The following is a 24,775-nucleotide window of genomic DNA, read 5'->3' as shown; positions in this document are numbered from 1 at the left end:
GTTTGCTACCATCTTTAACCGCTGGTTTGAATTGAGGCCCTAAATGAAAAAAGGAGCCAATGGCTCCTTTCGTTGAGGTTTAGTTGATTCGGTAAAGCTTTACACTTCTACTGGCTTCGCTCTAAAACTCTTAAATAGTTTCACTAGAATCGGGCTAGACAGCACCAGTACCGCCAGAATAGTGAAGGTCATCGTAATAGGGCGTTCCCATAAGAAGTTCAGCTCACCATCGCTGATCATCAATGCACGTCTTAAGTTCTCTTCCATCAAGCCGCCCAATATGAAGCCTAACAGTAATGGTGCCAATGGGAAGTTGGCTAGCCTTAATGCTATCGCTGCCATCGCAACAAGTAGCATCACAAATACGTCCATCGTGTTGAATGACACCAAGTACACGCCAGTGATTGAAAAGAAGATAATCATTGGCAGTAGAACCGTTCTAGGTACCGCTAGCAGTTTGGAAATATAAGGGATTAAAGGCAGGTTCAAGATAACCAGTACGATGTTGCCAAAGTACATAGAGATGATGACTGACCAAAATACATCTGGGTGTTCAACGAACAAGCGAGGGCCTGGCTGAATACCGTAGGCAATTAATGCACCAAGCATAATCGCGGTTGTACCAGAGCCTGGAATACCCAGCGTTAGTAGAGGAACGAATGAGCCGCTTGAAGCTGCGTTGTTTGCTGATTCAGGAGCAACAAGACCACGGATACTGCCTTTACCGAACTCTTTCTGCTTGTCTTTTGGCGCTAGGCTACGCTCCATACCGTAACTTAGGAATGCTGCAATAGTGGCACCTGCGCCCGGTAGAACACCGGTAAAGAACCCGAGAATAGAAGAGCGGATCGAAACTGGCGCCACTTCTTTGAACTCTTCTTTGGTCACTTTCATGCTACCAATATCAGACATCTTTTGGTTTTCTTCTGCGCTGGTATCTTGCTCTGGCTTAAGAATACCCATCAAGGTTTCACCCAGTGCGAATGTTGCCATCGCCAATAACAGGAAGCTGAAGCCATCCATCAGATCCGTTAAACCAAAAGTGAAACGTTCAACACCAACGCCTTTGTCGATACCTACTGTTGATAGCATCAAACCAAGAATAGTCATCATCCACGCTTTGATTACCTGACCTGGGCCTGCAAACGCCGCTACAGCGGATAAACCTAATAGCATCAACGCAAAGTAGTCTGAAGACTGGAAGCTCAGTGACACGCTTGCTAGAGCCGGAGCGGCAATCAAAAGCATGATTGCTGAAAGCGTACCGCCAGTGAAAGAAGAGTAAGCCGCGAGAGCAAGTGCTTTACCTGCTTGGCCTTTTTGAGCCATCGGGTAGCCGTCAAACGCGGTTACTACCGTTGAAGAACAACCCGGAGCATTGATTAAGATGGATGACGTTGAGCCACCAAATACAGCGCCGTAATACACACCAGCCATCAAGATTAGGCCAGAAGAAGGGTCTAGGCCGTATGTAATAGGGATCATCAACGCGATTGCTGAAATTGGACCTAACCCCGGAAGCATACCGATGAAGGTGCCAACGAAACAGCCCACAATTACCATCATGATGTTCATTGGCATCACAGCGGTCGAAAGTCCTTGTAAAATTCCGTCTAACATAATGTTATCCCTACCAAAGAGTGAAGATTAAACCAGGCTCTAGGTAGATATCTAAGCCTTGAGTTAATAAAAGAAAGAACGCGATAACGAAAGGGAACGACGCGCCAAATAAAACCGCTTTACGACGCTCACCTAACAGGTAAAAGCCTGCAAGTAAGAAGAAGCTGGTTGCTAAAACAAAGCCAAGATAAGTCAGCCCAACACCGTACAGTGCCATTAACACCAAGAAGCCAATCAGCAGTTTCCAGTTCAGCGGCGTTGTGTCGCATGTGACTTTCTTATCCGGTTGTCCTGTTATCAGCAGGATCAATGAAAGGCCAATGCCGATAAACGTCAACAGGGTAGGTAAGGTTCTTGCTGTGAAGGGTTCGTACTCGTCACCGGGAAACAAAGGAATCAGCGTGGTTTGGTAGCCGTAGCACAAGCACGCCAGCATAAAGATCATGGCTCCGATGCGATCCTTCGAAAGCAAAGATTCCTTACTCAGAAATTTGGTTGGTAAGTCCGACATATCCAACTCCATTTGGGGTGGTATAAAAAGTAAAAAAGCCGTACATGAGCGAGTTAATGAAGAATGTCTGGGATCACTAACCAAAGGTGAGCGAATTACATGACTTAGTTAAGCCACTTGCCTCTACAACGAATCAGCAAGCTTTAGCAATACACTACGAATAAACAAAGGAGTTTTAGTTAACTCATGTACGGCGAAACAGGAAAGAGTAAGAGGGCACAAAGACCCTCTCTGATTGTTGGTTACTTCAAGAAACCAAGCTCACGCATTAGATCGCCCATCTGTTTTTCTTGGTCTTCTAGGAAGGCGTAAAAATCTTTGTCAGCTTTGTAGTTGTCGATCCAACCGTTACGGTCACGTACCACTTGCCACTCATCGGTTTTGTACATTTTGCCAAGAGCTTCGTTCCACTCGTCGATTTTCGCTTGGCTTGTACCCGGTGCCGCGAAGAAACCACGCCAGTTAGCAAATACTGTCTCGTTGCCGTACTCAGTCAGTGTTGGGATGTTAGGTGCAGCGTCAAGACGTTTTGGAGCCGTCACAGCTAGCACTTTTACTTGGCCAGATTTAGACATCTCTAGTACTTCGCCAAGGCCAGTTGAAAGCAGCTGTGTTTCGCCAGAAAGCAGTGCCGCCATCGCTTTACCGCCAGCATCGTAGGCAATGTAACGCACTTTCTTCGCATCAAAACCTTCGCCTTTGAACGCTGCCGCAACCACAAGGTGGTCCATGCTGCCACGAGCTGAACCGCCGGCAATTTTTACTTTACGTGGGTTGGTTTCGAACTCTTTAACGACGTCTTCCCAAGTGTCGTACTTAGAATCCGCAGACGCCACGATTGCACCGTAATCGGCAATGGTTGCTGCTACCGGAGTTAGGTCACGGAAAGATTGAGGGAAGATACCTGTTAGTGAGCGAACAACGATAGGCGTTGAGTTCACCATTAGCGTGTCTTCTTGGCGTTGTGCCGTTTCGATTAGGTGAGCAATCGCTTTACCGCCACCGCCACCAGACAGGTTTTGGAAAGAGACATTTTCTACGATGTCTGATTTCACCAATACATCACCCGTACCACGAGCTGTCATATCCCAACCGCCACCAGCGCCGCCAGGGATTAGGAAGTGGATTTTTTCTACGTCAGCAGCAAAAGTGTTGAAAGAAAAGGTTGCTGCGATGATAGAAGCCGCAAGAGTAGGTTTCAGTGCCTTGAACATGGTTCACGTTCCTTATGTAGGGGATCTCTTCAATGGAGAGAAACTTATGTTTTATTTCCAGCTACTAAACAGATGAGTAGGATATTGCTTAGCAGATGAAGCTAAAGTTAACGGTGTGTTAATGAAATGTCTGTAATGCGGCGATATTGAGAATAAAGAACATTGGATTAATATTGTTCATAAAGTTCACGGTGACGTGTTGTGCGAAGGTGAAAAAAGAGAGCCATGTCAGGCTCTCTATAAAATTTGGAATGTTTATAACGAATTCCTTTATTTGTCAGACGGTTAATCAGACAAGGTCGATCCTTTTAAGATCTCAGTTGCCTTGTCAAAATCAAACTCTTCCAACGAAACTTCGAGTCGTTTGAATTCTGAAGGGGATAACCCAATCTTAGCGCCATCTTCAATGTTAAGAATTATGGTGAGCGCATCGGTGTCATCATTAGTCGTCGCCTCCAATAATTGGCAGTAGAGTTGCTGATCAGTAGTCGACTGTTGCTGCTGTTCAGAGCTCTCTTCCGACTTGGTCGCTACTGAATATTTCGATACTTCAATTTGAGACAAGGCTTGGCTTATTGATTTGCTTAGTTTAAGCGATGTGTCGATCACACTGTTTTTTAAATCGGCATCATCTGGCTGTGCTTCTAGGTTTTCACACAACGTGTGCAGTTGTTTCGTCCCCAAATTGCCTGCCACCCCTTTCAGTGTGTGGAGATAGCGTGGTGCGCTGCCGCCTGTTAGCTCGCTTTCAAGCTTACCTTTGTCAGAGTATGCCTCGACAAATCGATGCAATAGCTTGCTATACAGTTGGTGATTATTGTTGGCTCTGATTAAGCCAAGCGTAATGTCTAGACCCTCAACTATGGAAAGCGCTGTATTAAAGGCCCTGTTGTCTTCTGATTCGTTAGAACTAGAGCTCGTTGACTCTTCTTGATGTGATATTGGATCAACAAACGCAACAGGACGAGAAGGTGACACCCAATTCGCAAGAGTGGCAAACATGGAACCGACATCGATGGGTTTAGCAATAATGTCACTCATGCCACAACTGAGCGCCTTTTCTTTGTCTCGCTCCATGACATTAGCTGTCATCGCGATGATAGGTATGTCTTGATCGTTGATCTGCTGACGGATGTACTCTGTTGCTTCATAGCCGTCCATTACTGGCATTTGGCAATCCATCAAAATACCATCGAACGGTTGTCCGTCTGTAATGGCTTGTTGGTAGAGCTCGATCGCTAGCTTGCCATTTTCGGCTACCGAAACCTGAATTTTCTGTCCTTCTAATAGCTCAGTCGCGAGTTCTTGGTTGATCTCATTGTCTTCAACTAAGAGTAACTTGGCTCCGGCTAGTTGCTGGACGTTAGCTAACTGAGTTTGTTGCTCAAGTTCACTGCGTGAGACACGGTCTGAGTCGAGCCCATAGAGTGAGACAATAGAGTCATAAAGGTGAGAGGAGGTGATTGGTTTGTCTAAAATACTCGGTACGTTAAAGCCTCTTTGTTTAATCGCTTCAGCAAGCTCTTCTCGGTCGTAAGCGGTCAACATCATGATCTTAGGCGTTGTGTTTAGCTGATGCCCTTTGTTGAGCTCTGCGAGTAAGTCTACGCCGTCTCTCTTAGGCATCTTCCAGTCGGAGATAACCAAATCAAATGGTTTGTTCTGAGCGTCAGCGTTATGTAACTCAACAAGAGCGTCATCGACTGATGAACTTAGTGTTGGTGTTAGCTTCAACGACTCTAGAATGTCACCCATGATCAAGCGTGCGCTGGAGTTGTCATCGACGACCAACACTTTCAAGTCGTTAATTGATGCAGGCACCACCACGCGATGCTGCTGGATAGAATGACTGACGCGAGTGGCAATCGTAAATGAAAAGGTCGAGCCTTTACCAAGCTCCGTTGAGACATGAATATCGCCGCCCATCAGTTGGCTTAGCTCTTTACTAATGGCGAGGCCCAAGCCCGTACCACCGTATTTGCGTGTGGTTGAGCTATCAGCCTGAGTGAACTTATTGAATAACTTGGCGGCTTGCTCTTGCGTCATACCAATCCCACTGTCTGAGACGGCAAAGTTCAACTTGATGTCATCGCCTTGTCTTTCTGCAACCGAGATAGCGATCTTCACTTCGCCTTTCTCTGTGAATTTGACAGCATTGTTACTTAGGTTAATCAATATTTGCCCAATTCTTAACGGATCCCCAATCAGGTTAGTCGGCACGTCTCTGTCGACTTGAATGAGCAACTCTAGGTCGCGTTCTGAGGCTCGTAAGCCAACCAAGTTAGTAATATTGTCGAGTACATTCTCAAGTTGGAAGTCCACTTTCTCAATGTCGAGTTTTCCAGCTTCAATTTTCGAGAAATCGAGAATGTCATTGATTAGACCGAGTAGGGTATCGGAAGAGAGCTTCACTTTATGGATGTAGTTACGTTGTGCCTTGGTCAAATCTGTTTTTAATGCCAGGTAACTCATGCCGATGATGGCATTCATTGGTGTACGAATTTCGTGGCTCATGTTGGCTAAGAAATCGGATTTTGCTTGGTTTGCGGCATCGGCTTCATCTCTTGCTGCAGCTAGACTGCGCGCGAATGCCTCTAAGGCTGAGTGCGCTTTGCTGGCGAGCAAGCCCATCAACAAAATAATGACGAAGAAAATCACGCCACCGATGGCCAAATGGAACGTCACGCTAGAAGAGTCTTTTACATTGACGCTTTCTGAAAGGTGACGTTGAGAGACGAAATCTCGAAATTCTAAGAAGCTCTCATCCATCGTGTTGAGTAGTTGGTGACCTCGCATCTGTGAACTGACTAACTCCATAAATTGCGACTCATAAACGCTGATATGCTCGTCAAAGGCAGTAATTTTTACGTTTGGTGCATACAGGGTAATAAGTCGTTGCGCGTTGCTAGATTTAGATTGCATCTCATTAATCACATGTGACACTTTGTCGGCGATGAGCTTCTGTTCCTTTGAATTTGCGAGCAGAAAATCTCGGTTGAATCGATTTGAACGACTTAGTAGCGTGCGAATCGCCAGTAGGTCTTGCCCTATGAGCAATTGGGAAGAGAGTTCTTCTTGAGATTGAGAAACGAGATGACTCAGTTCCGCGACTTGGCTCTGTTTGGTTTGATAGAGCAAGCTAACTGAGCGTGAGAATTCAGAGCCACTAAGGGTGACTTGATTGATAAGAGATGCTCTTAACTTTTTCGAAGACGCCGGTATGCCTTGCAGCTGAACTAAGTTGGTGTAATAGCGATCTTTTGCCTTATCTACAACCTCTAAAAGTTGTTGTCCTTTGTCATCCAAAATCTGCTCTTGCAACTCTGAGATGAGCCGTGAAGCCTTTTGCATCTCAAGTTTGACTAACGAGTGAGTCTTTAGGTTGCCGTCGAGTAAATACTCTTTTTCAAGATTTTGTATGTTAACGGCAAGAGTGGCAAGTTGACTGGTTTCTAGTGCGACGTTGGTCAGTTCTTCGCTGTTTAGTCGTAGACCGCGAATTTTCTGATTGTTTTGATTGATCGCTTGATTATGTAGATCCCTCATCTCTCGCAATAAGTCTGTTGCGGCATTGGAGCGCTCGTCCATAAGCGTTCGAGTTGATTGGGTCAACTCAACAATGTCGACATATTGCTTGAATTGAATCAAATATTCCGTGAGTAAATTGATAGGAAGGGACGTTGCATACTGGTCGGCGTAATCATTGGCTAGACCCACGGTTTGTTCTGCTTCTTGATCAAAGCTAGAGGTGACTTGTTCGCTGTAGTCGTTACTAAAAGACAACTCATAAACGCGAAGCTTATCGAGTGAGGTCAATAAGCGAGTACTGGAAGCGTATTGTTCAACGCCGATGAAGCGATCGTTGAGATTGATCCAAGCACCTACCGCGACAGAAAACACCACGATGGCTGCGACCAGAAAGGAGGTTAAGATTAATTTCGAATCAGTAGCAAATCTTGAAACAGTATTCATAAAGTGCCTGTATTGATAAAGTACCAGCGAACTTAGTGTTCTTGTTCATCAGTAAAAGAGTCTTTGATAGTGAGCATTTCATCGAGCTTACTAATGAAAATAGGAACCAAGTTAGGATCAAAGTGATGGCCAGCTTGCTCTTGTATTAACTCAATCGCTTTTTCAATCGGCCAAGCTTTCTTGTATGGGCGTTCGCTGGTGAGGGCATCGAATACATCTGCTATTGCAACAATACGTGCACTTAGAGGGATGTCTTCGCCTGATAGCTTATGAGGGTAGCCGCTGCCATCCCATTTTTCATGGTGATAAAGAGCGATCTCTTGGGCGAGTTTTAGCAGTTTAGAATCGTTGTCTCCGATAATATCCCCACCAATCGTTACGTGTGTTTGCATGATTGCCCATTCATCCGCATCAAGCTTGCCAGGTTTACCTAATATGCAGTCAGGAATACCGATTTTGCCAATATCGTGCATCGGAGCTGCTTGGAATAACAACTCCACCCACTCTTCACTGACGTCTAAGTGCTGAGCCAGAATCTTTGAGTAGTAACTCATTCTTACAACGTGCATTCCGGTTTCATTATCCTTGTATTCAGCGGCGCGGCCTAGTTTGCGGATTATCTCCAATCGACTCATGGCGAGAGCTTCCGTTCTCTGTCTTACCTTACGAGACAGTGCCAAGTTTTGGTCATACAGAGAGATATGTGTGACAACGCGAGCTTTCACAATAGGAGGGCTGACTGGTTTAGTTATGTAATCAACAGCACCGAGTTCAAAGCCTTTCTGTTCGTCTACTACATCCGTCTTAGCTGTCACAAAGATAACGGGGATGTCAGAAGTGACAGGGTTACTTTTAAGTCGGCGACATACTTCATAACCGTCCATCACAGGCATCATGATATCGAGAAGAATGAGATGAGGCTTTGGGTGGGTAGAAGCAATTTTTAGCGCTTTTTCTCCGGATGTTGCAGCCTTAATTTTAAAGTCGTCGTTCAGGATCCCTGAGAGGGTATGAATGTTGTCCGGAATGTCATCAACAACCAGAATGATCGGTTTATCTGTCGTAATTTGATTCATTTTTCGTCCCTAAAAAATTTAATCAGATTGCTATGTTCTATGCTAATAAAGCGTAGTGGAATATGGTGGAAATGCATGATTTCTGGAGGGTTAATTGTTGGTTTTGGAATCTAACAAAATAATGGTACGCCTTTTTATTGATAGATATTTTATATATTAACCGTTATTTGACAAAGAATAACTAAATGGATTGTGTCGTAGTGCGATCAAGGTTGAATAGTTCAGGTTCTCGTTTGCTAACACTGAATCATTCAGAGTTACTCAGTCGTTCAATTAGCTTTTCAAATCTATTGTGGACTTGTTAAAGGGGAAAACACGCGATGCCGAATATCGGGCTTGCCTATGCTGTTTCAGTAGAACCTGATACCGACTGGGCAGATCCGTTTCATCTAACTGTTCTTCCAATATGACGGCAAGTGCGAACCAATCATCCAGCTTGTTTGTGACTGATTGATGCCTTGAATATCGAGGAGTGTAGCTGTCAAAGCGAAGTACAGAGCGTTCAGTTCCTATTTTGGTGACAGAGCCAAAGTCGATAAGTTGAGCTTGTCCTTGCAGGCTGAGTACGATATTGGATGGCTTAATATCTCCATGAACAAAACCAAGCGCATGGAATCGGTTGATGGTTGATTCTAGAGTGTTCAGCCATTGAGATGGCATATCGGCATTGATATTTGATCTGTTTTGAATTTCCAGCAGTGTGTTACCACTCAAGTGAGAAAGAACGAGGCAGTCAGTCTGATGAATCGAAAAGTAATCACAATATGTAGGCCAAATATCGTTTGTGCCGGAACTTGTACAGGATCTTGTATCGGAATGAAGAAACTCAGCCTCTTGTTTTAGAAAGTGACGGTGCTTTAGCTCTTGAGCATATTTGATGGTCACCAGTCCCCAGCTAGGATGTTGGGCTCTGAAAACTCGTGGACTTAAGCGAGTGAGATTAGTGTAGCCATGAGCTTTAAACGCTTGTAAAAGCTTTTCATCTTCCACATCTCCTTTCACGTCTTCTCTGTTTGAAGAGACATTATCTTCAGAAGGTTGAGCTCGCCTTGATAGGCTAGACGAGCTCGTCGGGAAAGCGTTATTAGATTCCACTTGGCAGAGAGAATCCAGAGAAGAAGCCAGGAACAAACGGGTTCGATTGGCCTTGAGTTTTGATTGTTAATTTCACCTTGCTTTCGCCGTAAACAAACTCCACCTGAGTGTCTTGTGCAGACGTAAAGTTCACGTTTGGTTCGAATAAGCGGAACCAACTCCATGTGCCTTTTACTGTGTTCTGGCCAATTGTAGAGTCCTGCGCACTAAGCTGAATACCTAGCTTTTCGATAAACTTCGCATCACCTTGCCACGATTGCTGGCTCCATAACGTCGGCCCATGACGATAGGTAAAGATCGGCTTATCCGAAATGATCGAAAACTCCGTGATGTTTGGCGTCATATCGACTGCTTTTAATTGGAAATTGATCAGGATGTTCGATGGGTCAGCTAAGAATAGGGCACTTTTTATATCGCCCGCTTTGTCCATCATTGTCCAGACCTCTGGTGTAATCGATAAGCCTGTACCCGGCAGTAGTCCCGGCAAATAAGGCGCTTCGTCACTATCTTTAACGAATCCATTTAGGCGAGTTTGAAAGAACTTGTCGACTATGCCATTTGTAACGAAGAAGGCTTTGACATCCGCCACACTGACATCCGTTTTAGACTTTCGATTGAACGGATAAAAAGCGGCCAAACGCTGTTGATAAGGCTGATAAATTTCGTTCGACCACGCTGTGTTTAAGTAGTCGTGAGCCAGTGACATCACCGTTTCATTACTTTGGTGTACCACCTTGTTAACCAGCTCTTCAGCGACTGCTAAATGACTGTTGGATAGGCTCGATAGGGACGCAATAGGGTTACCGGCTTGCAAAGTGACGGACAGCGTATCAAAGGCAACCTTTTGCGGCTCTTTGGTTTCGTAAAACTTGTCTCCCCACTTTTTAGCGTTGATAAACGCAGTAAGCAGGTTGTCGATTGGCTTTTTACCTTGGTCGTTAGGCGATACCTGTTTTTTGTACGCTTGGAAGCTGAGTGATATCTGGCGAGCGGATTCTTTTTTGTCAGGGTCTTGAATCGGCATACTCGCAGGGTCTTGTTTCTTGTCATCCTCTACAGGGATTTCAAGCTCAACATAGGTGTATTTAGCGATCGTCGAGTACAAGCTGACTAATGGGTTATTGCTTGCTTCCGACAGGCTTGTTAATGCACTTTTCAGTTGTGTAGGATTAGCCACTTCTTTGACTTCGACATTACGAACTAAATCACGCCAATAGTTGATGTAATCATTCTGGTAAGTTTGCTTCAACTCTCGACTGATTCGATGCAGCTCCAGTGCGCTAGGGTAAGCTCCTGCAACGCCTTCATAAGACTGTAAAGCGGATTTCAGAGTTGGGGAATTCACCGATAAATCGAGTTGGTTAAACCCCGTCGGGGTAAAGATATACGGAACCAAGTAGCCAGCGTAACTCGGTGAAAACTGAAGCACTGAGCCGAAATTGTCACCGAGCTCACCGCGAATATCGACGCGCTTAGCATAGGCCGTAGAACTCTGAATGTGTTCGTACAGCAGGGTTTCAATGCCCGTTTGCGTGATGACTTTCTTCGCGAGGCTTTCTAAATCATGGTTCGATTTTACTGGTGTCAGGTTACGAGCAAAGATGTCATTGAGCAGTACGTCAAGCTGAGCAATGTTGACGCTATCTGCTTCGCCTTGGTCTTGGAGCGTACGAATGTAGTAGTTCTTGAGTTCTTGGACGTTGGTTCTGTCTTTGCTAAACAACAGGCGATAGTTATTTAACAGAGACAACGTCTGAGATTGATCCTCGAGGTTTACGTACACAAACAGGTCTTTCTCTAGCGTATTCTCCATTGAAGGAATCAGGACTTGTTGTAACTCGGTAAAATAGGCCTCTTCGACCTCTTCCTTGATGCTCGGATTTGGCATAAACGGCAAACTGTACCAAGGCTCTGGCTGTTTGTAGAGGTTATAGATACGTTGCAGTGAGAATAGGTTGGGAATATTGTCAGCCATATTCTCGATGTCATAAGGCGATGCTGATATTGCCTCTTTATAGCGCTCAAGCATGATATCCGCTCTGGTTTCTCGTTGATTCTGGAAATCAAAATCAAACTTAATCACCAGTAACACGGCGGCGAGCAAGGCAATCCAGGATAGGGTGAAAACGACTTGGTTAACGAGCAGAGTATTCTCTTTGCGTTTGTTTACTCCGACCAGCTCATGTTCCGATAAGATTACGTGAGTCATTAGGTATTGAGCAAATAAGGTTTGGTTAACCGGGATTTGCTCGTTTTGTTGATAATGCTCGTGACCTACCGAGTAAGAGACAGCACTCGCTAGTAAATCTGATTGCGCTGAACTTTGTCCATCATGCGTGAAGTAAAAGCCGCGGAATTGCAGAGCATCACTAAGTTGTTCTCCTCGATATAACCGATTGAGGAACAACCAAAGATTCTGTTTCAACAGTCCAAACTGGAATGGGGCACTGGCTATCGAGTTGCGATAATCTTGATTGAGTTGCCCGGCAAGCGCATTGCTCATATTCGCAATCAGTTCGCTGATTAAGTGATCATACTCATCGTTAAACCAGTCTGCATCTATCCCACCGTGTTTAGAGTAAGGCGCGGTGGCACCAAACACTTCGTCTCTTTTGGATTCATCAAACGCTGAGAAGAACTGACAAAAGTCGCTAATGCTACCCATATTCGAGACAACATTATAAATCGGTAAACTGACTCCAAATGCTTGATTAAATGTCTTAATGGTCGATTTAAGCTCGTCAGCTTGTTGTGTGATTTGCTCATTGTTTTCTAATAACGAGGAAACATCGGTGGTAAGCAATAAGCCATTGGCTGCTTGTCTTGGGCGCCACGCAGTTAACGACTGACACAGTGTTTTCAGGTACTCAGGGTGTTGGTCTTCTCCCATACTGATAGAAATAAGAATCGAGTGCTCACTGACCCAAAACAGGATTGGGAATTCAATGTCATTGCCGAAGTCATCGAGCTTATACGCTTCATAACCCATTTGAGTGATGATGCTTTTGTCTTTATTCGGGTTCTGACTTAGCAGTAGATAGATTGGCTGGTCGTAACGGCTGGTTAAGCGAGTTTTACGTTTTTGCCCACTGATCATTCGTTTGAAATGACTGGCTAGTTGCTTTTGTCGCTTTTGAATCAATTCTTTATCTAATGACTCTTCTTGTGATTTTGCGCTGCGTTTGATCAGTACCCAGTAACAAATGAAGCCGATAAGCGTGGATATAATGGCAATAGTGGCCAGCGCCCACACCAAATAAGCGTTGAGAGGTGTTAGCAGAATGACGCTAGAAGCGACGGTAAAAAAGGCGACAGAGGCTAGGGCAGAGATGCCTACTGTTTTTTTTACATTGCCTGACTTGTTTGATTTGGCATCCGGCATAATCAGTTAGACTCTTCCTTGTTTAACTCGTGTGCAGAAGTGCGAACGATAATGGCGTTTATTTGGTCGTTTTCGACATACCACGCCTTTGTGCTTCTCGCTTCTTCTGAGGTGTTTGTTCTTAGTATCACTCGGTAGTACTTCTTGTAAGGAGAGATAATCGGCTCATAAGCTGAAGGTGATAGGTTCTTGATGAAAGCTTCGGCGTTTTTCTTACTTGAGAAGGTGGCGAGCTGAACTAACCAATTTGCTGTACTTGGCGTAAAGTCGTTGGTTTGTGATGTTTCTATTGCGTCCGCTTTGCTGGCGTGACGAGGTGGGTTTACCAAGTCTTTATCATCGCTGATGAATACTATGTCTTTGATTTCGCCCGATAAGACGTAACGTTCGCTAAAGCTTGGCAAGAATGTGAAATCACGCGCTCTTTGCTCGTGGGTCTTGGTGTACCAAAACTCAGTCAAACCAATGCTGGTGGCGATTAAACAGAAGAAAAACAGACTAGTGATGAAGTAACGTTTACGCCTAGTTGGCTTCCTTACTTCTGGAAGTTTTACTTTAGTACGACAATGCACACCGCTAGCCGAGCGATATTGGCTGATGGTTTGTTCTAACTGATGAACAAATGCTTTTAACTGTTCAGCGCCGCCTTCACGATATTGGCCTTTGAATCCGATATTGATAAATAGGTAGATGATCTCTAAAAGGTCTATCAGCTTGTGGGGTTGTCTTGCGGCTTTTTCTGCAACAGAGAAGAACAGTTCGCCACCGTTACGCATGCCAAACAATTCACTAAGCAGGGTCTTGTTTTCCCAGCTGCGTTTCTCTCCCCACTCGGTATAGATGATGAATTCATCAATGACAACGGCGTATAAAAAGCACAGCTTATCGATAACCGCGATAGGGTAAGTAAGCTCGGTTGCTTGAGCTTTTATGTCGTTGATGCCTTGAATAAATTGTTCACGGAAGACCGTAAGATCCTCAGGTTCAGACAGTGTGGATATCTTGAGTGTTTTAGTCAGTAAATCACTGCTGATGTTGATCAGTTGATTCTCTGCCTTATCAAAATGACGCAGAAACTCTTCTTGAGTGCTGGTGGAGTGCACCGCAACCAATTTGGAGAATGCCTGATCAGACTCTGTGTTAGCAGAGCCTTTTGATGCTTTATCGATGACCAGTGTTTCTTCGTCTAAATAATCCATAGCCATTATCTCAACGCGTATAGAACGACTTCGAGAGCAGGAATGCGCGCATCAACGTGGAGGGCAATCGCGTCACGTGTGTCTAGCATGTCTAACCAATTTCGGTCCTTAGTATCCACTTCGAAATAAGCGACGCCTTGCATCGGCTTAAGCTCGCTTGGTGCAATCGGAAGCGGTGTCAATGAGATACCAGAAAGCGAGCTTCTCACTAGCTCTACAATCTTGTTGTTACTGCTTAACTTGGCCGAGATTGGGAACAACTCATTAAGCTCTGTACTGCTGATGTCGGATTTAACACTTAGAACGAAGCGACGGTTATAAACGCTGCTTGGGTCTTTGATTAACGTGCGAAGTAGACGGCGTTTCTCAAACAGAGAGATATCCCATTTGAACTCGATGACTGAATCTTGTTGAACAAGTGTGAGTAGGTTTCGTAGACTCGAAAACAGCGGGTTAAAGTTGTCATAGAGCTTGTCATATTTTAGAGGCTGACACTCACCTGGAATCGCTGGTGTTAACGCCATGACTTGAGCTTCAAACTGTTTTAGCTTCGAATACAGTTCGTGGGTCGGGTACTTGGTGTTGCTGATGGTCAACTCAAACCACGGTAGCCATGTGTTGAGAGTTTGCAGCCATAGAAAATCTTGCATCATAGACTGAGGGCTTTTTTGACCTTGGCCAGCTTCAATGCGTTTTAAAAGGTTTTGAGCTCGGTTGCTTACCAGCGCGTGGATCTCTTTGACTCGCTCGCTGAGGAGGGTAGAAGCGCCGTAATGCAAACAAGCAGGGATGAAGGCTCTATCAAGCATGACTTCGTCTGAGTCGCTGATTTCTAAAATCTTAGCCACTGGAATTAGGGTAAAGCCAGAGGTGTCTTCTCCCGCGAATTTGAGCCCGATATTCAGCTGAGCTACGTCGACTTCGACACTGGCGTTTTCGGAGGTAGAAGTATCGAATACATTGATTGAACGGGTGATGTAACGACTCTGTTCTTGGCCATCTTCGCTGTAGTCATTATTGCCTTGCAAAGAGATTGGCAGAGCAAGATAAACGATAGTTTCAATGGTGCCTTGCGGAATATCGACAACAATCTCTTGCTTGAGGTTGAATTGGGTTCCATCGGGGAAAACACCTGAACAGCTCGGTATAGACAGCTTACCGATCTTTAAGAGATCGTGGTTAAGCACTAGCTCGGTGATGCCAAAGAAAGGGGCAAAACCAGCCAGTGTTTCAATGTTCTGACGAATGTAGTTTTGCACATAGCGATCTTGCTGCTGAAAGTGCTGAGGGGCAATAAACATCCCTTCTTGCCACACTACTTTTTTGAAAGCGTCCACGTAAAATCCTTTTCTATTATTTTTATATATTGGCTTTTTTATTAAAAGATTTGCCACCAGCTCGAGTCAGGCTGTATCACGGCTAACTCTGCTTTCTTCCCTGTAATCGTTAACTCTAAGGTTTGCTCTGGATCTGAAGGCATAATCAAAACGGTCTTGGTTGTGCCATTCTGGTAATCAGCGAATTCGACCAGAGCTGCAATGTATTGCGTGTTCTTGTTGATGTCTAACGTCAGCTTTTGCTCTGAGTTAGGCAGTACTATCGGTAACACCCGTTTTGAAACTAAGTTTGCCGCCAATAGCTGCAAGTCATTGTTGTACAAATCAATAAACGGCAGCTGTTTGAACAGCTGTTGATCCGTAAGTTGGTAAAGCCTAACCACAACTGGGTTCGCTTGGTCGTCGTTGTATTGGTTGACGGTCGCATCAGCTTTAACGGTCAACGAATATTGAGTGACAACAGGAGCTGGGTCCGATGAAGAACATGCTGTGATCAGTAAACAAAGCGATAAGAGTATGAGGCTTTTCATTCTCTTTCCTCACTTTGCTTCTGCATGTTCTCCATAAACAACGCTTTGAATTGACGTCTGAAATCTCCGTTGTCTTGTCGGTGTTGGAAGTGTTTACGGTAGATCTTCCAATACTTTTTATCTTTGTTGGTAAAAATGCCGCTACTTACGTATTCACTAAACTGGCTCTCAAGCTGCTTTGGTGCGAACTCATTTAAGAACTGATCAACAGTTTGTTCTAGGGCATCGAACAGCGCTTTTTGTTGCAGCTGAGGATTCTGTAAGTATTGTTGGTTCTTTTCGGTCAGCGTGATGAGCTTGTCGATTGACTCTTCAATGCGAGTATTGTTCTCAACATTGACTGGCAGATATTCTAACTCTGCAGAAGAGAGCGTGTTGTTATCGGCGTGAGAGATTTCGTCTACTTCAATGTTCGGTATGACTTTGTCATCGTCTAAATCTTCAAATGGATCAGATGAAAAGGGGTCGTCACTCAGAACATTCTTTGAAGAGAAATTCGAGGTCTTCTGAACGGTAGCAACTTCTGGTGAGTCATCTAAAAAGTCAGTATCGCTGTCATCAAGCTTTAAGTTAAAAGGTTCTATAAAAGTTTCATCCTGTGTGGTGTTATTGGCCGCGTTGACTTTTGGATCACTCAATAAGCTAACCAGAAGTGTATAGCCACCAAGTTTAATGATGTCGCCGTCGGTAATGACATACTCTTTCTCTTTTGCCAAAGACTTGTCGTTTAGCGATACGCCGTTGTTACTGATGTCTTTAATCACGTATCCACGATCTGTCGGGTAGATCTGACAATGAGTTCTAGATATCCATTTTGATTGATCGGGTAGCGCAATGTCACATGAAGGAGAACGACCTAGGCTTCCGCCACTTTCGGGCAGATACGTCACTCTAGAGGAAACAACCTCTTCAGCAGGTACAGAAATCATGTGGACACTGATGGACAATGGCTACTCCTTGCACTTGGATATGGCTGAATTAAAACTGTCTAAGAAACCCGAATAGGTTTTAAGGAATCGATTCGAAAAATAGACCCCCATATCCTTGGTATCTAAATTCGTCGAATTGAAGTAATCGAGTGGTAAAGAGGCTTTGTTCAACTCTCTTTTAAAGACCAACTCATCTTCTAAAACAACATCAATTTCCCTTTGTTTTAAAAGTCTTAGTAATACTTTAGCATCTCGTGGCTGCTTAACGACGTTAAATCCATTACGTTTTAGCCAAAACCATTTGTTTGAGCCAAATTTGGCAGAAAAGTTAAGGTTTAACTTTGACAATTCATCAACCTTCGGCTCCACTCCTGGACCAAAATACCAATTCAACGTCTGTTTTGCGATAGGTGCCGAGAGCGTAGCGTATTCATCACGCTCAGAAGTTTTAGTGGCGACGAAAAAGCCGTGTTGGCTACCGCTATGCACGCGCAGTTGTGCATCAGACCAAGTGGTCATAGTCAGTTGATAAGGTTGTCCCATCATACCTAAGGCGCATTTAACCTTGTCTAGGGCGATTCCTTGCATTGAGGCATTTTCATAGGTTTGGTACGGCGGCCAATCTTGTGTAGTCAGCATTAGACGAGATGGCCCAATTTTTACTTGAGCAGAGACACTCATCGACCAAAACGTCGAGATGAGTAGCGTGACTAACGATAGTCTGATGGTAGAGGCTCTAGTTAACGTCATTAGAGTGTCCTATCACTTCAGAAATCTTCAAAATAGACACTGGCGGGTAATAGTCGAGCTTATGAGCGGCTTCGATATTAACAATATAGGAATATTGGCTTAGTGATTCTATTGGGATGTCTGAAGCTTTTTGAGTTCCTTTCAATATGTTCTTCGCTTTGTATCCAGCGAACTGACCAACATTGTAGTAACGGCTGACAATGCCAAACAGGGCCTTATGTTTTCTTATCGGGCTCTCAGTCGCCGAAAAAGTAGGTATACCTGCGGAATGTAGCCCCGATACGACTTCCCCACCTTGGGTGATAATGTATGAATCCGGGGGTAAATAAGCCATATCGATACCATCACGTTTCATATTATTTATCGTGATGTTAATTAAGTCGCTGTTTGACTTGGTTTTATCAATGTTTAATGGGTACAACATAACACGCTTGTTATAAATTTCCGATAACTCCATCATTTTATTTGCGGTGATAATCGAATTATTTTCGTCAGCGTTATATATAACCCCAAGGCTTGAAATGTTATTGAGCTTTTCTATCGCTTTAAACTGTATTTCATGGGGTACGATGTGCGATACACCAGTAAAATTTCTGTCTGTTGAAGATAAATCAGTGATTAACTTCGAACCCACTGGGTCGGTCACGATACTGAATACAACGGGCGTCGTGTTGTTTATTCTAAATTCGCTAGGTTCAGTGTAAGTTCCTAATAAATTCAATGTGATAGTGGTACCAAATGAATAAATGAGGTCGGCTTCTTTATATTCTAGATCTCTTATATGTTGTTTGAGCTGAGCTTTATCTCGGTTTGCATCAAGAACGGTAAATCTCACATCAATATGTTGGGATAAATAATCCATGAAGCCTTGTTCGGCGTCCGTTACTCCCCGCCATAATAAAAGAATGACGTGTTTTTCATCACTCTTAGCAAATGAAGATGGGGACATTAAAATAAAGCTAAGAAAGAACACTATAAATCTCATGATTGAACCCCTAGCTTCTGTTTATCAGATTTCAGGAATATCGAGAAAAACACAATTAAACTAAAGGAGCTCGCGAGGAGTGACGCGCCAAATATGAGAATGGTTTGGTCGTAACCGAAGATACTCAAACAAACCCCGGCCAGCATTGGCCCCGCGATATTACCGATACGCTCAGTAAGTCTAAATATACCGATGATTTTTCCCTTCTCTATGCCCTGACCAGACAGGAGGTCGATGACCAAAGGTATTTGTGGAGAAACACAGATGCCGTGTGCAATACCAATAATGATGACGATAAGTAGCAGCCCTAATGTGCCTTGGAAGAAGTAGAAGTTGAGCAAGGCAAGGGATGAAAGCAAACCACCGATAAAAATGAAGGCCATTTTGTTTTTAAGCTTATCAACTAATATCGCGCTTAATGGTGAAATTAATATGATAGCGAGGCCATACGCCATAATCACCCGTCCAGAAACAGAGCTGCTTTCGCCTAGGAATTGCAGATAGACAGGGCAGATGTAGTAGAGGAAGCCTGTCAGTACGATCTTCGCCGGTATCGCACTGAATATCGTAATTAATGCAAAATACTTATTACTTAATAACAGCTTAAAGTCTTTCAGCTGAACGGGTTTACTCGCGTTGCTGGTGGTCGACTTTTCAAAGAACACATAGACCAACAAGACACTCAATGTTGCCAATAGCCCTGCGAGCATAAATGTTTCTGAGTATCCAAGTTTCTCGGCGAGGATCCCGCCAATGGCGGCGCCACATAAAGAGCCAGAAAAGAATGATGATAAGAAAGTCGCCATTCCTTTGGTGCGATTGGAATCGTTAGTGGTATCTGACACATAACCTTGCGCTGAAATAAATACGATACCGTAGCCTACAGCGGTAAAAGCTCTAGCTACTAACAGGAGTTCGAGAGATTGAATGAAAGCAGTAGCAACCAAGCCTATACAAGTGATGAGTCCACCTGTCATCAATGAATGTCTTCTGCCTACTTTATCTGACCAGTAACCTGCAAATGGCAGTGAGATAGCCCAGCACAACATGAACAGAGAAATGGGTAAGCTTGTGACTAGGTTTTCAGGAATCCAACCGGTTGTATTTTCCAGTGAAGAGACAAACCTAGGGAAGAAGGCGAGTGAAGATGCTTCTGAGAACACCAATAAAAACAGTGGCAAGCGAATGAATCGAAAGTCTTGTTTGTCGATATCTTGAGATGGCTGATTTGGGTTGAGTTTAGTAATCGCTTGATTAGTCAGATTGAGCAGTTTGCCAATTTCATCGCGCGTAGAGATCTTGGCTAAGTGATTCACGATGTCGCGGTTGACCAACATGAACACTTTCTTTACCTGATTCCAAGGCGAAATAATCATGAAGTTACACATGAACAGAATGATTTCTGCAACCACAAGGCAAGACGCAACCAACACGGTAATCATGTCCATGACGCTTTCTTTAAGCAGGTTAATGATCAAGTTGTTGTCGGTGGTGACGTTTAGTTGAATTGTGTGGTTGTTGTTGAGTGAGAATGTCGATTCGCGGATAGAAGGGTGCTCAACTTGTTTTGCAGGATAACGATAAGAAGTGCCCGATTGTCCTTCAAAGTTAATCGATAGAATCTCGCTATGATGATCAACGAAGAACGCAAATTCGTCTTCGAGGCCATGAAGCTTATCGGCAGGAACGCCTTTATCGAGTAGCTCTTTAATCATTTGATTTAAAGAGTCGCCAATCAGGTTGGACTTCTGTTCGAGCTTAACCTCGTAAATCTGTGAAAATTTGTCTAATGATTGATACGAAACCCCTAGGTTAGCAATGATGGTCAACAGGATGGCAAGAGAGATGATAAACACTGGAAAGTGCTTGTTTTTCAACTTCTCAAATTTAGACAATGAGTTTGGGGATTGCAGTGCCTTGTGAGCTTGGGTAATCGTTGGCAGTAATTCATCCGAATCAGTCGCGGATTCAAAGATCGCAGTAGCGCCTTTTACTCGGCCGACAATACCTTTCAATAGATACTTCAAGGCGACAAAGGCAAACAGGCAAGAGAGTAGTATCCAAATTGCCGAATAGAGAAACTGGAGCTTGAGTAAGAAGGTTTTTTGTTGTTCTAACAGAGTTGTGGAGTAGTAGAGTTTTACTTGCCCCTCAACTAATCCAAAAGAGTTGGTGATATCGAGCGATAGCTGACGGTTATTCTCGCTGTTTTGTTCTCCGGTACCAAACAATCGTTCGCCAGAGCTTGAGACGACAACCAAAGCAGTAATACCATCAACGATTTTTAAACGACGATCCAACATGCCTTGGATGTTTGATATTGCTGAGAGAGGCAAGCCTAAACTGATCGCTTGGTTGATATCGTTATGTGTTTCTTCTAATACAATTTCATAGATGGAGTCGGAGGTTTCAGTGAGCCTTTTCTCGAAATTAAAATAGTTCAGCGTTGCATTTAAGGTGATGGAAAACAGCAAAACCGCCATGATAGCAAGCATCAACTTAACCCTAAGTGACAGGTTAATTAATGAAGGTTTGGTCAATGTTTGGCTGGCTTTGCTGTTCATAGTTAAAACCTACTTAATCGATAAATCGAAGTCAGCACTATTGTTGGTCGCGCTAACGGTGACTTGAGTAATAGGTTCGCTTCGGCTTAGTCTTCCAATACACTCTTCAGCTAATCTCGGCATCAATGAGCGGTTAATGATTTGCTCGACTGCACGGCCGCCTGTTGTTGGATCGGTATTACGGTCAACCACGAATTGAATGAAGTCTGCGTCCCAAGTAAAGGAAGCTTGATACTGTTCAGCCAGCTTTTTCTTGATTCGATTTAGCGAAATCTCAGTGATTTTCGCTAACTCTTCATCGTTAAGTGGGTAGTAAGGGACAATGGTAGTTCGTCCTAAGAAAGCCGGTTTGAAGTATTGTTGCAAGTCTGGACGAATCGATTCAAGTAGCTCGTCGTTGTCGATACGATCTGTTGTCTTCGCACACACATCACAGATAGCTTGGTCAGCTGCGTTCGACGTCATGATGATGATGGTGTTTTTGAAATCGACAGTTCGACCTTCACTGTCTTTGATGTGGCCTTTATCGAAGATTTGATAGAACAAGTCATGTACGCCCGGGTGCGCTTTCTCCATCTCATCCAATAGTAGTACTGAGTATGGGTTACGTCGGATAGCTTCCGTTAACACACCGCCTTCACCAAAGCCGACATAGCCTGCAGGTGAGCCGAGTAACATCGAAATCTTATGTTCCTCTTTAAACTCGGTCATGTTGATCACGGTAAGATCGTTGCTACCTCCGTACAGTTGCTCCGCAAGTGCCATGGCGGTTTCAGTTTTACCCACACCACTTGGGCCACACATCAGGAACACACCAATCGGTTTACGATTATCGGTTAACCCAGCGCGTGATATGCGAATCGCTTTTGCAAGCTCGTTTTTCGCAACATCTTGACCAATAACTCGAGTATTAAGCTCGTCTTCTAAGGTCAGCAGCTTGGCGATTTCATCACTCATCATGTTGCCAACAGGAATACCGGTCCAATTCGCAATCACTTGAGCAATGGTGTTGTCATCTACCATGGCGTAAACAAGAGGTTCTTCACCTTGCAGGTCGGCTAATTCGGTACGCAGGGTGTCGAGCTGTTTTTGCTTGTTAGCGTCGACAGTATCTTGCTCTTGTTCTTCGGTGATCTCCTGTTGAACCGATTTGATTTGGTCAACTAACTCAATCTCTTTTTCCCAACGTGTGTAATACGCTGCCAATGCTTGTTGGTTTTCTTCAATCGACTGTGTGAGTTCTTTGATCAATTCAGCGCTATTTGAGAACAACGCATCTTCTTTTTCTAACGCTGACTTCTCGTTTTCTTGGTAACGAATAGTTTGCTCTAACGTTTCTAATACTTCTGGTTTCGCACCTTGTGTCAGTGCGATTCGTGCACTCGCAGTATCAAGTAGGCTAATGGCTTTGTCTGGCAGTTGGCGACTTGGAAGGTAACGAATAGATAAGTTGACCGCCGCTTCAATCGCGGATTCAGCAATAAAAGCGCCATGGTGAGCTTGCAATGAAGCGGCTACACCACGCAGCATTTGCATTGCATCTTCTGCGTTAGGCTCTTCAATGGTCACGACTTGGAATCGACGTGTCAGTGCAGGATCTTTTTCGAAATACTTTTTGTATTCCGCCCAAGTTGTCGCGGCGATGGTTTTGAATTCACCACGCGCCAAGGCTGGTTTTAGAAGGTTTGCCGCGTCGTTTTGTCCGGCAGCGCCACCTGCACCAATAAGGGTGTGGGCTTCATCGATAAATACGATGATGGGTACTTCTGAGCTTTTCACTTCGTTGATGACGTCTTTTAAGCGGTTTTCAAACTCACCTTTAACGCTCGCACCAGCTTGCAGTAAGCCAAGGTCTAAAGAGTGGATCTGTACGCCTTGTAGAGCACTAGGGACTTCGTCGGCTGCGATTCTTAACGCTAAGCCTTCAACAACAGCGGTTTTACCTACGCCGGGTTCACCGACCATAATCGGGTTGTTTTGGCGCTTACGACACAAGATATCAATCGCTTTTCTTACTTCGGCATTACGGCCAGAAATAGGATCGATATTGCCGTCAATCGCTTGTTGAGTCAGATTAACCGTGTACTTGCTCAGTGCGTCGTTACCTGATGGGGTAGTATCGACAGAGCCACCGGCTGAAGGCGCTGCAGAATTTCGGGCAATAGGGGTTTTCTTTATCAGACCTTGTAGAGATTCGAGTGAAACACTGCTCAGTGTTTCTAGCTGCAGGGTGCTGACGCCTAACACGTTCTGTTGCATCAACGCTTGAATTAGATGCAAGCTGACGATTTCGCCATGACCATAGTTTACCGATGCAATCATCCAAGCATCTTTGATTAATTCAGTTAAGCCATGGCTTAGTGTCGGCTGACCTTCGCTGCCTTTTGGAAGCATAGATATTTTCTTGGAAAGCTCATTCACTAAGGCGTCTAATGACAGCTTTTGAGATTCGCACAACGCCATTAGCTTCGGATCTTTTTGGGAAATAAGCTGAAGGATCCAGTGTTCTGTTTCTATCGCTCCAACACCTTGGTTCATCGCCGCGCCCGCAGACGCTTCCAACGCTTGCTTCAGTTCGGGAGATAGCTTTCCTACTAAGTTAGTGAGAGTTACTTGTGTCATAGTCAATTCCTTGTATCTCTATAATCTACACATTCCGTATTTATGAACTACAAAAGCAAAATCTTTACGGTTTCATGGGGGTTACGCTCCGGTGCAAGGTAGTCAATTTCACCTAAACGAGCGGCTATAGAAACCTTGCTTGATAAACGGGGTTTGGTTAAATATGAACGTTTGACGTTCAGATAAATGGCAACAGGCGTACTGTCTTTTAAATAGTGCTGAGTCAAAGACAACACAGCTTTTGCAAATTGGTCATTTTGTTGAATCTCGAGGAACTCATTTCTGTTTTTTGGGGTAACAAAAATACTCAAGTTATTGAAATGCGCTAGGCAGGTTTTGCCGACCAAAAAACCTTGCCCTAAGCGACTGTTAAAATCTCGATTAACACCGATGCGAGTTAACGAGTCGGTCGGTAATAGACGCTGTTCAAATGCCTTGCACTCCACCTCGATGGAGTAAGGGAAAAAGTCATTCAAAATCTTTTTCAGAGTTGTCAGGTTTCGGCTTTGTTGGCTTAGCAGTAGTGAATATTGGAGATACTCTTTGTGCTCTTTTCCAAGCGCAGCAAAGTGATTCAATAATGCTGTTTTCTTTGGGTTTTGCTCACTTTCAACGAGTAGCCAACGTCGAGCATTGGTTCGATAGGTGATTTCAAAGTGTCGTTGATTAAATACGTCGAGAAAATCTTGCAGCGAATGATCTTCATTGTGGATCGCGGCTAACAACTCTTCGTATATGTAATTAGGTATCACGCCTTTAACGCCCGAGAGCGCTTGTTTTGCCAATCTGAGTTTGGCTTTGTTCCCCTTTAACGAGAAGTATTGGATCTCTTGAGAGTTGCCAGTCGGCATCGCCTCCGATTTCAATTGGATCTGTATCGGCGCTCTACTTTGGGACTGAAGCTGCTCCAATAGCCTCATTGCCTGAGAGAAATCGTACTTTTCAGGCTGAGCGGCTAGGTCTTCGATGAAAGGCTTCATATATCCCCC

General features: G+C 44.2%; 16 protein-coding genes. All 16 read right to left on the bottom strand.

Translation table 11 applies throughout. From position 1 onward, the window contains the following. Positions 1-99 precede the first annotated feature (99 nt). The gene (locus tag AB6E85_RS19475) at positions 100-1,620 is read right to left on the bottom strand and encodes a tripartite tricarboxylate transporter permease (RefSeq protein WP_372143785.1); all 1,521 of its coding nucleotides are present in this window, start codon (positions 1,618-1,620) and stop codon (positions 100-102) included. A 10-nt stretch (positions 1,621-1,630) separates the two neighbouring features. Then, a complete protein-coding gene (locus tag AB6E85_RS19470) occupies positions 1,631-2,131 on the bottom strand; it encodes a tripartite tricarboxylate transporter TctB family protein (RefSeq protein ID WP_041472791.1) in 501 nt (166 codons plus the stop codon). Between the two features lie 242 nt (positions 2,132-2,373). Beyond that, positions 2,374-3,345 (bottom strand): tripartite tricarboxylate transporter substrate binding protein, encoded by a 972-nt coding sequence (locus AB6E85_RS19465; RefSeq protein WP_048615086.1) that lies wholly within the window; start codon positions 3,343-3,345, stop codon positions 2,374-2,376. A 285-nt stretch (positions 3,346-3,630) separates the two neighbouring features. Further along, positions 3,631-7,317 carry a response regulator gene (locus AB6E85_RS19460; protein WP_372143783.1) on the bottom strand — a complete coding sequence of 1,229 codons (3,687 nt, stop codon included), beginning with the start codon at positions 7,315-7,317 and terminating at the stop codon, positions 3,631-3,633. Positions 7,318-7,349: 32 nt separating this feature from the next. Further along, positions 7,350-8,393, bottom strand: a complete 1,044-nt coding sequence (locus AB6E85_RS19455; RefSeq protein ID WP_372143781.1) for an HD domain-containing phosphohydrolase — start codon at positions 8,391-8,393, stop codon at positions 7,350-7,352. A gap of 273 nt (positions 8,394-8,666) precedes the next feature. Further along, positions 8,667-9,383 carry a protein kinase domain-containing protein gene (locus tag AB6E85_RS19450; RefSeq protein ID WP_372143780.1) on the bottom strand — a complete coding sequence of 239 codons (717 nt, stop codon included), beginning with the start codon at positions 9,381-9,383 and terminating at the stop codon, positions 8,667-8,669. Positions 9,384-9,477: 94 nt separating this feature from the next. Then, the gene (tssM, locus tag AB6E85_RS19445) at positions 9,478-12,870 is read right to left on the bottom strand and encodes a type VI secretion system membrane subunit TssM (RefSeq protein WP_372143778.1); all 3,393 of its coding nucleotides are present in this window, start codon (positions 12,868-12,870) and stop codon (positions 9,478-9,480) included. 2 nt (positions 12,871-12,872) lie between these two features. Next, a complete protein-coding gene (gene icmH, locus AB6E85_RS19440; RefSeq protein WP_372143776.1) occupies positions 12,873-14,069 on the bottom strand; it encodes a type IVB secretion system protein IcmH/DotU in 1,197 nt (398 codons plus the stop codon). A 5-nt stretch (positions 14,070-14,074) separates the two neighbouring features. After that, positions 14,075-15,406, bottom strand: coding sequence for a type VI secretion system baseplate subunit TssK (gene tssK, locus AB6E85_RS19435; RefSeq protein ID WP_048606919.1), 1,332 nt, complete (start codon positions 15,404-15,406; stop codon positions 14,075-14,077). A 41-nt stretch (positions 15,407-15,447) separates the two neighbouring features. Further along, positions 15,448-15,936 carry a type VI secretion system lipoprotein TssJ gene (tssJ, locus tag AB6E85_RS19430; RefSeq protein WP_372143774.1) on the bottom strand — a complete coding sequence of 163 codons (489 nt, stop codon included), beginning with the start codon at positions 15,934-15,936 and terminating at the stop codon, positions 15,448-15,450. Beyond that, a complete protein-coding gene (locus AB6E85_RS19425; protein WP_372143772.1) occupies positions 15,933-16,883 on the bottom strand; it encodes an FHA domain-containing protein in 951 nt (316 codons plus the stop codon). Before AB6E85_RS19425 ends, tssJ begins: the two co-directional genes overlap by 4 nt. Positions 16,884-16,886: 3 nt before the next feature. Continuing rightward, positions 16,887-17,615: an ABC transporter substrate-binding protein gene (locus tag AB6E85_RS19420; protein WP_372143770.1), complete on the bottom strand. Its 729-nt coding sequence runs from the start codon at positions 17,613-17,615 to the stop codon at positions 16,887-16,889. After that, on the bottom strand, positions 17,602-18,600 hold the full coding sequence (locus AB6E85_RS19415; RefSeq protein ID WP_372143768.1) for an ABC transporter substrate-binding protein: 999 nt from the start codon (positions 18,598-18,600) through the stop codon (positions 17,602-17,604). The genes AB6E85_RS19420 and AB6E85_RS19415 overlap by 14 nt, the downstream gene beginning before the upstream one ends. After that, positions 18,597-21,164 carry an MFS transporter gene (locus AB6E85_RS19410; RefSeq protein ID WP_372143766.1) on the bottom strand — a complete coding sequence of 856 codons (2,568 nt, stop codon included), beginning with the start codon at positions 21,162-21,164 and terminating at the stop codon, positions 18,597-18,599. Before AB6E85_RS19410 ends, AB6E85_RS19415 begins: the two co-directional genes overlap by 4 nt. A gap of 9 nt (positions 21,165-21,173) precedes the next feature. Then, positions 21,174-23,786, bottom strand: coding sequence for a type VI secretion system ATPase TssH (tssH, locus tag AB6E85_RS19405; protein ID WP_372143764.1), 2,613 nt, complete (start codon positions 23,784-23,786; stop codon positions 21,174-21,176). A 47-nt stretch (positions 23,787-23,833) separates the two neighbouring features. After that, a complete protein-coding gene (locus tag AB6E85_RS19400; RefSeq protein ID WP_372143762.1) occupies positions 23,834-24,766 on the bottom strand; it encodes a type VI secretion system baseplate subunit TssG in 933 nt (310 codons plus the stop codon). Positions 24,767-24,775: the final 9 nt, after the last annotated feature.

Origin of the sequence: Vibrio sp. 10N.247.311.51 (assembly GCF_041467855.1) — a bacterium.
Classification (GTDB): Bacteria; Pseudomonadota; Gammaproteobacteria; order Enterobacterales; family Vibrionaceae; genus Vibrio; species Vibrio coralliirubri.
This window is presented reverse-complemented; position numbering and strand designations above follow the sequence as displayed.

Bases quoted from the DNA above. Each gene is read 5' to 3' on its own strand.
- AB6E85_RS19475 (WP_372143785.1), bottom strand. From the start codon at position 1,620: ATGTTAGACGGAATTTTACAAGGACTTTCGACCGCTGTGATGCCAATG.
- AB6E85_RS19470 (WP_041472791.1), bottom strand. From the start codon at position 2,131: ATGTCGGACTTACCAACCAAATTTCTGAGTAAGGAATCTTTGCTTTCG.
- AB6E85_RS19465 (WP_048615086.1), bottom strand. From the start codon at position 3,345: ATGTTCAAGGCACTGAAACCTACTCTTGCGGCTTCTATCATCGCAGCA.
- AB6E85_RS19460 (WP_372143783.1), bottom strand. From the start codon at position 7,317: ATGAATACTGTTTCAAGATTTGCTACTGATTCGAAATTAATCTTAACC.
- AB6E85_RS19455 (WP_372143781.1), bottom strand. From the start codon at position 8,393: ATGAATCAAATTACGACAGATAAACCGATCATTCTGGTTGTTGATGAC.
- tssM (WP_372143778.1), bottom strand. From the start codon at position 12,870: ATGCCGGATGCCAAATCAAACAAGTCAGGCAATGTAAAAAAAACAGTA.
- icmH (WP_372143776.1), bottom strand. From the start codon at position 14,069: ATGGATTATTTAGACGAAGAAACACTGGTCATCGATAAAGCATCAAAA.
- tssJ (WP_372143774.1), bottom strand. From the start codon at position 15,936: ATGAAAAGCCTCATACTCTTATCGCTTTGTTTACTGATCACAGCATGT.
- AB6E85_RS19420 (WP_372143770.1), bottom strand. From the start codon at position 17,615: ATGACGTTAACTAGAGCCTCTACCATCAGACTATCGTTAGTCACGCTA.
- AB6E85_RS19415 (WP_372143768.1), bottom strand. From the start codon at position 18,600: ATGAGATTTATAGTGTTCTTTCTTAGCTTTATTTTAATGTCCCCATCT.
- AB6E85_RS19410 (WP_372143766.1), bottom strand. From the start codon at position 21,164: ATGAACAGCAAAGCCAGCCAAACATTGACCAAACCTTCATTAATTAAC.
- tssH (WP_372143764.1), bottom strand. From the start codon at position 23,786: ATGACACAAGTAACTCTCACTAACTTAGTAGGAAAGCTATCTCCCGAA.
- AB6E85_RS19400 (WP_372143762.1), bottom strand. From the start codon at position 24,766: ATGAAGCCTTTCATCGAAGACCTAGCCGCTCAGCCTGAAAAGTACGAT.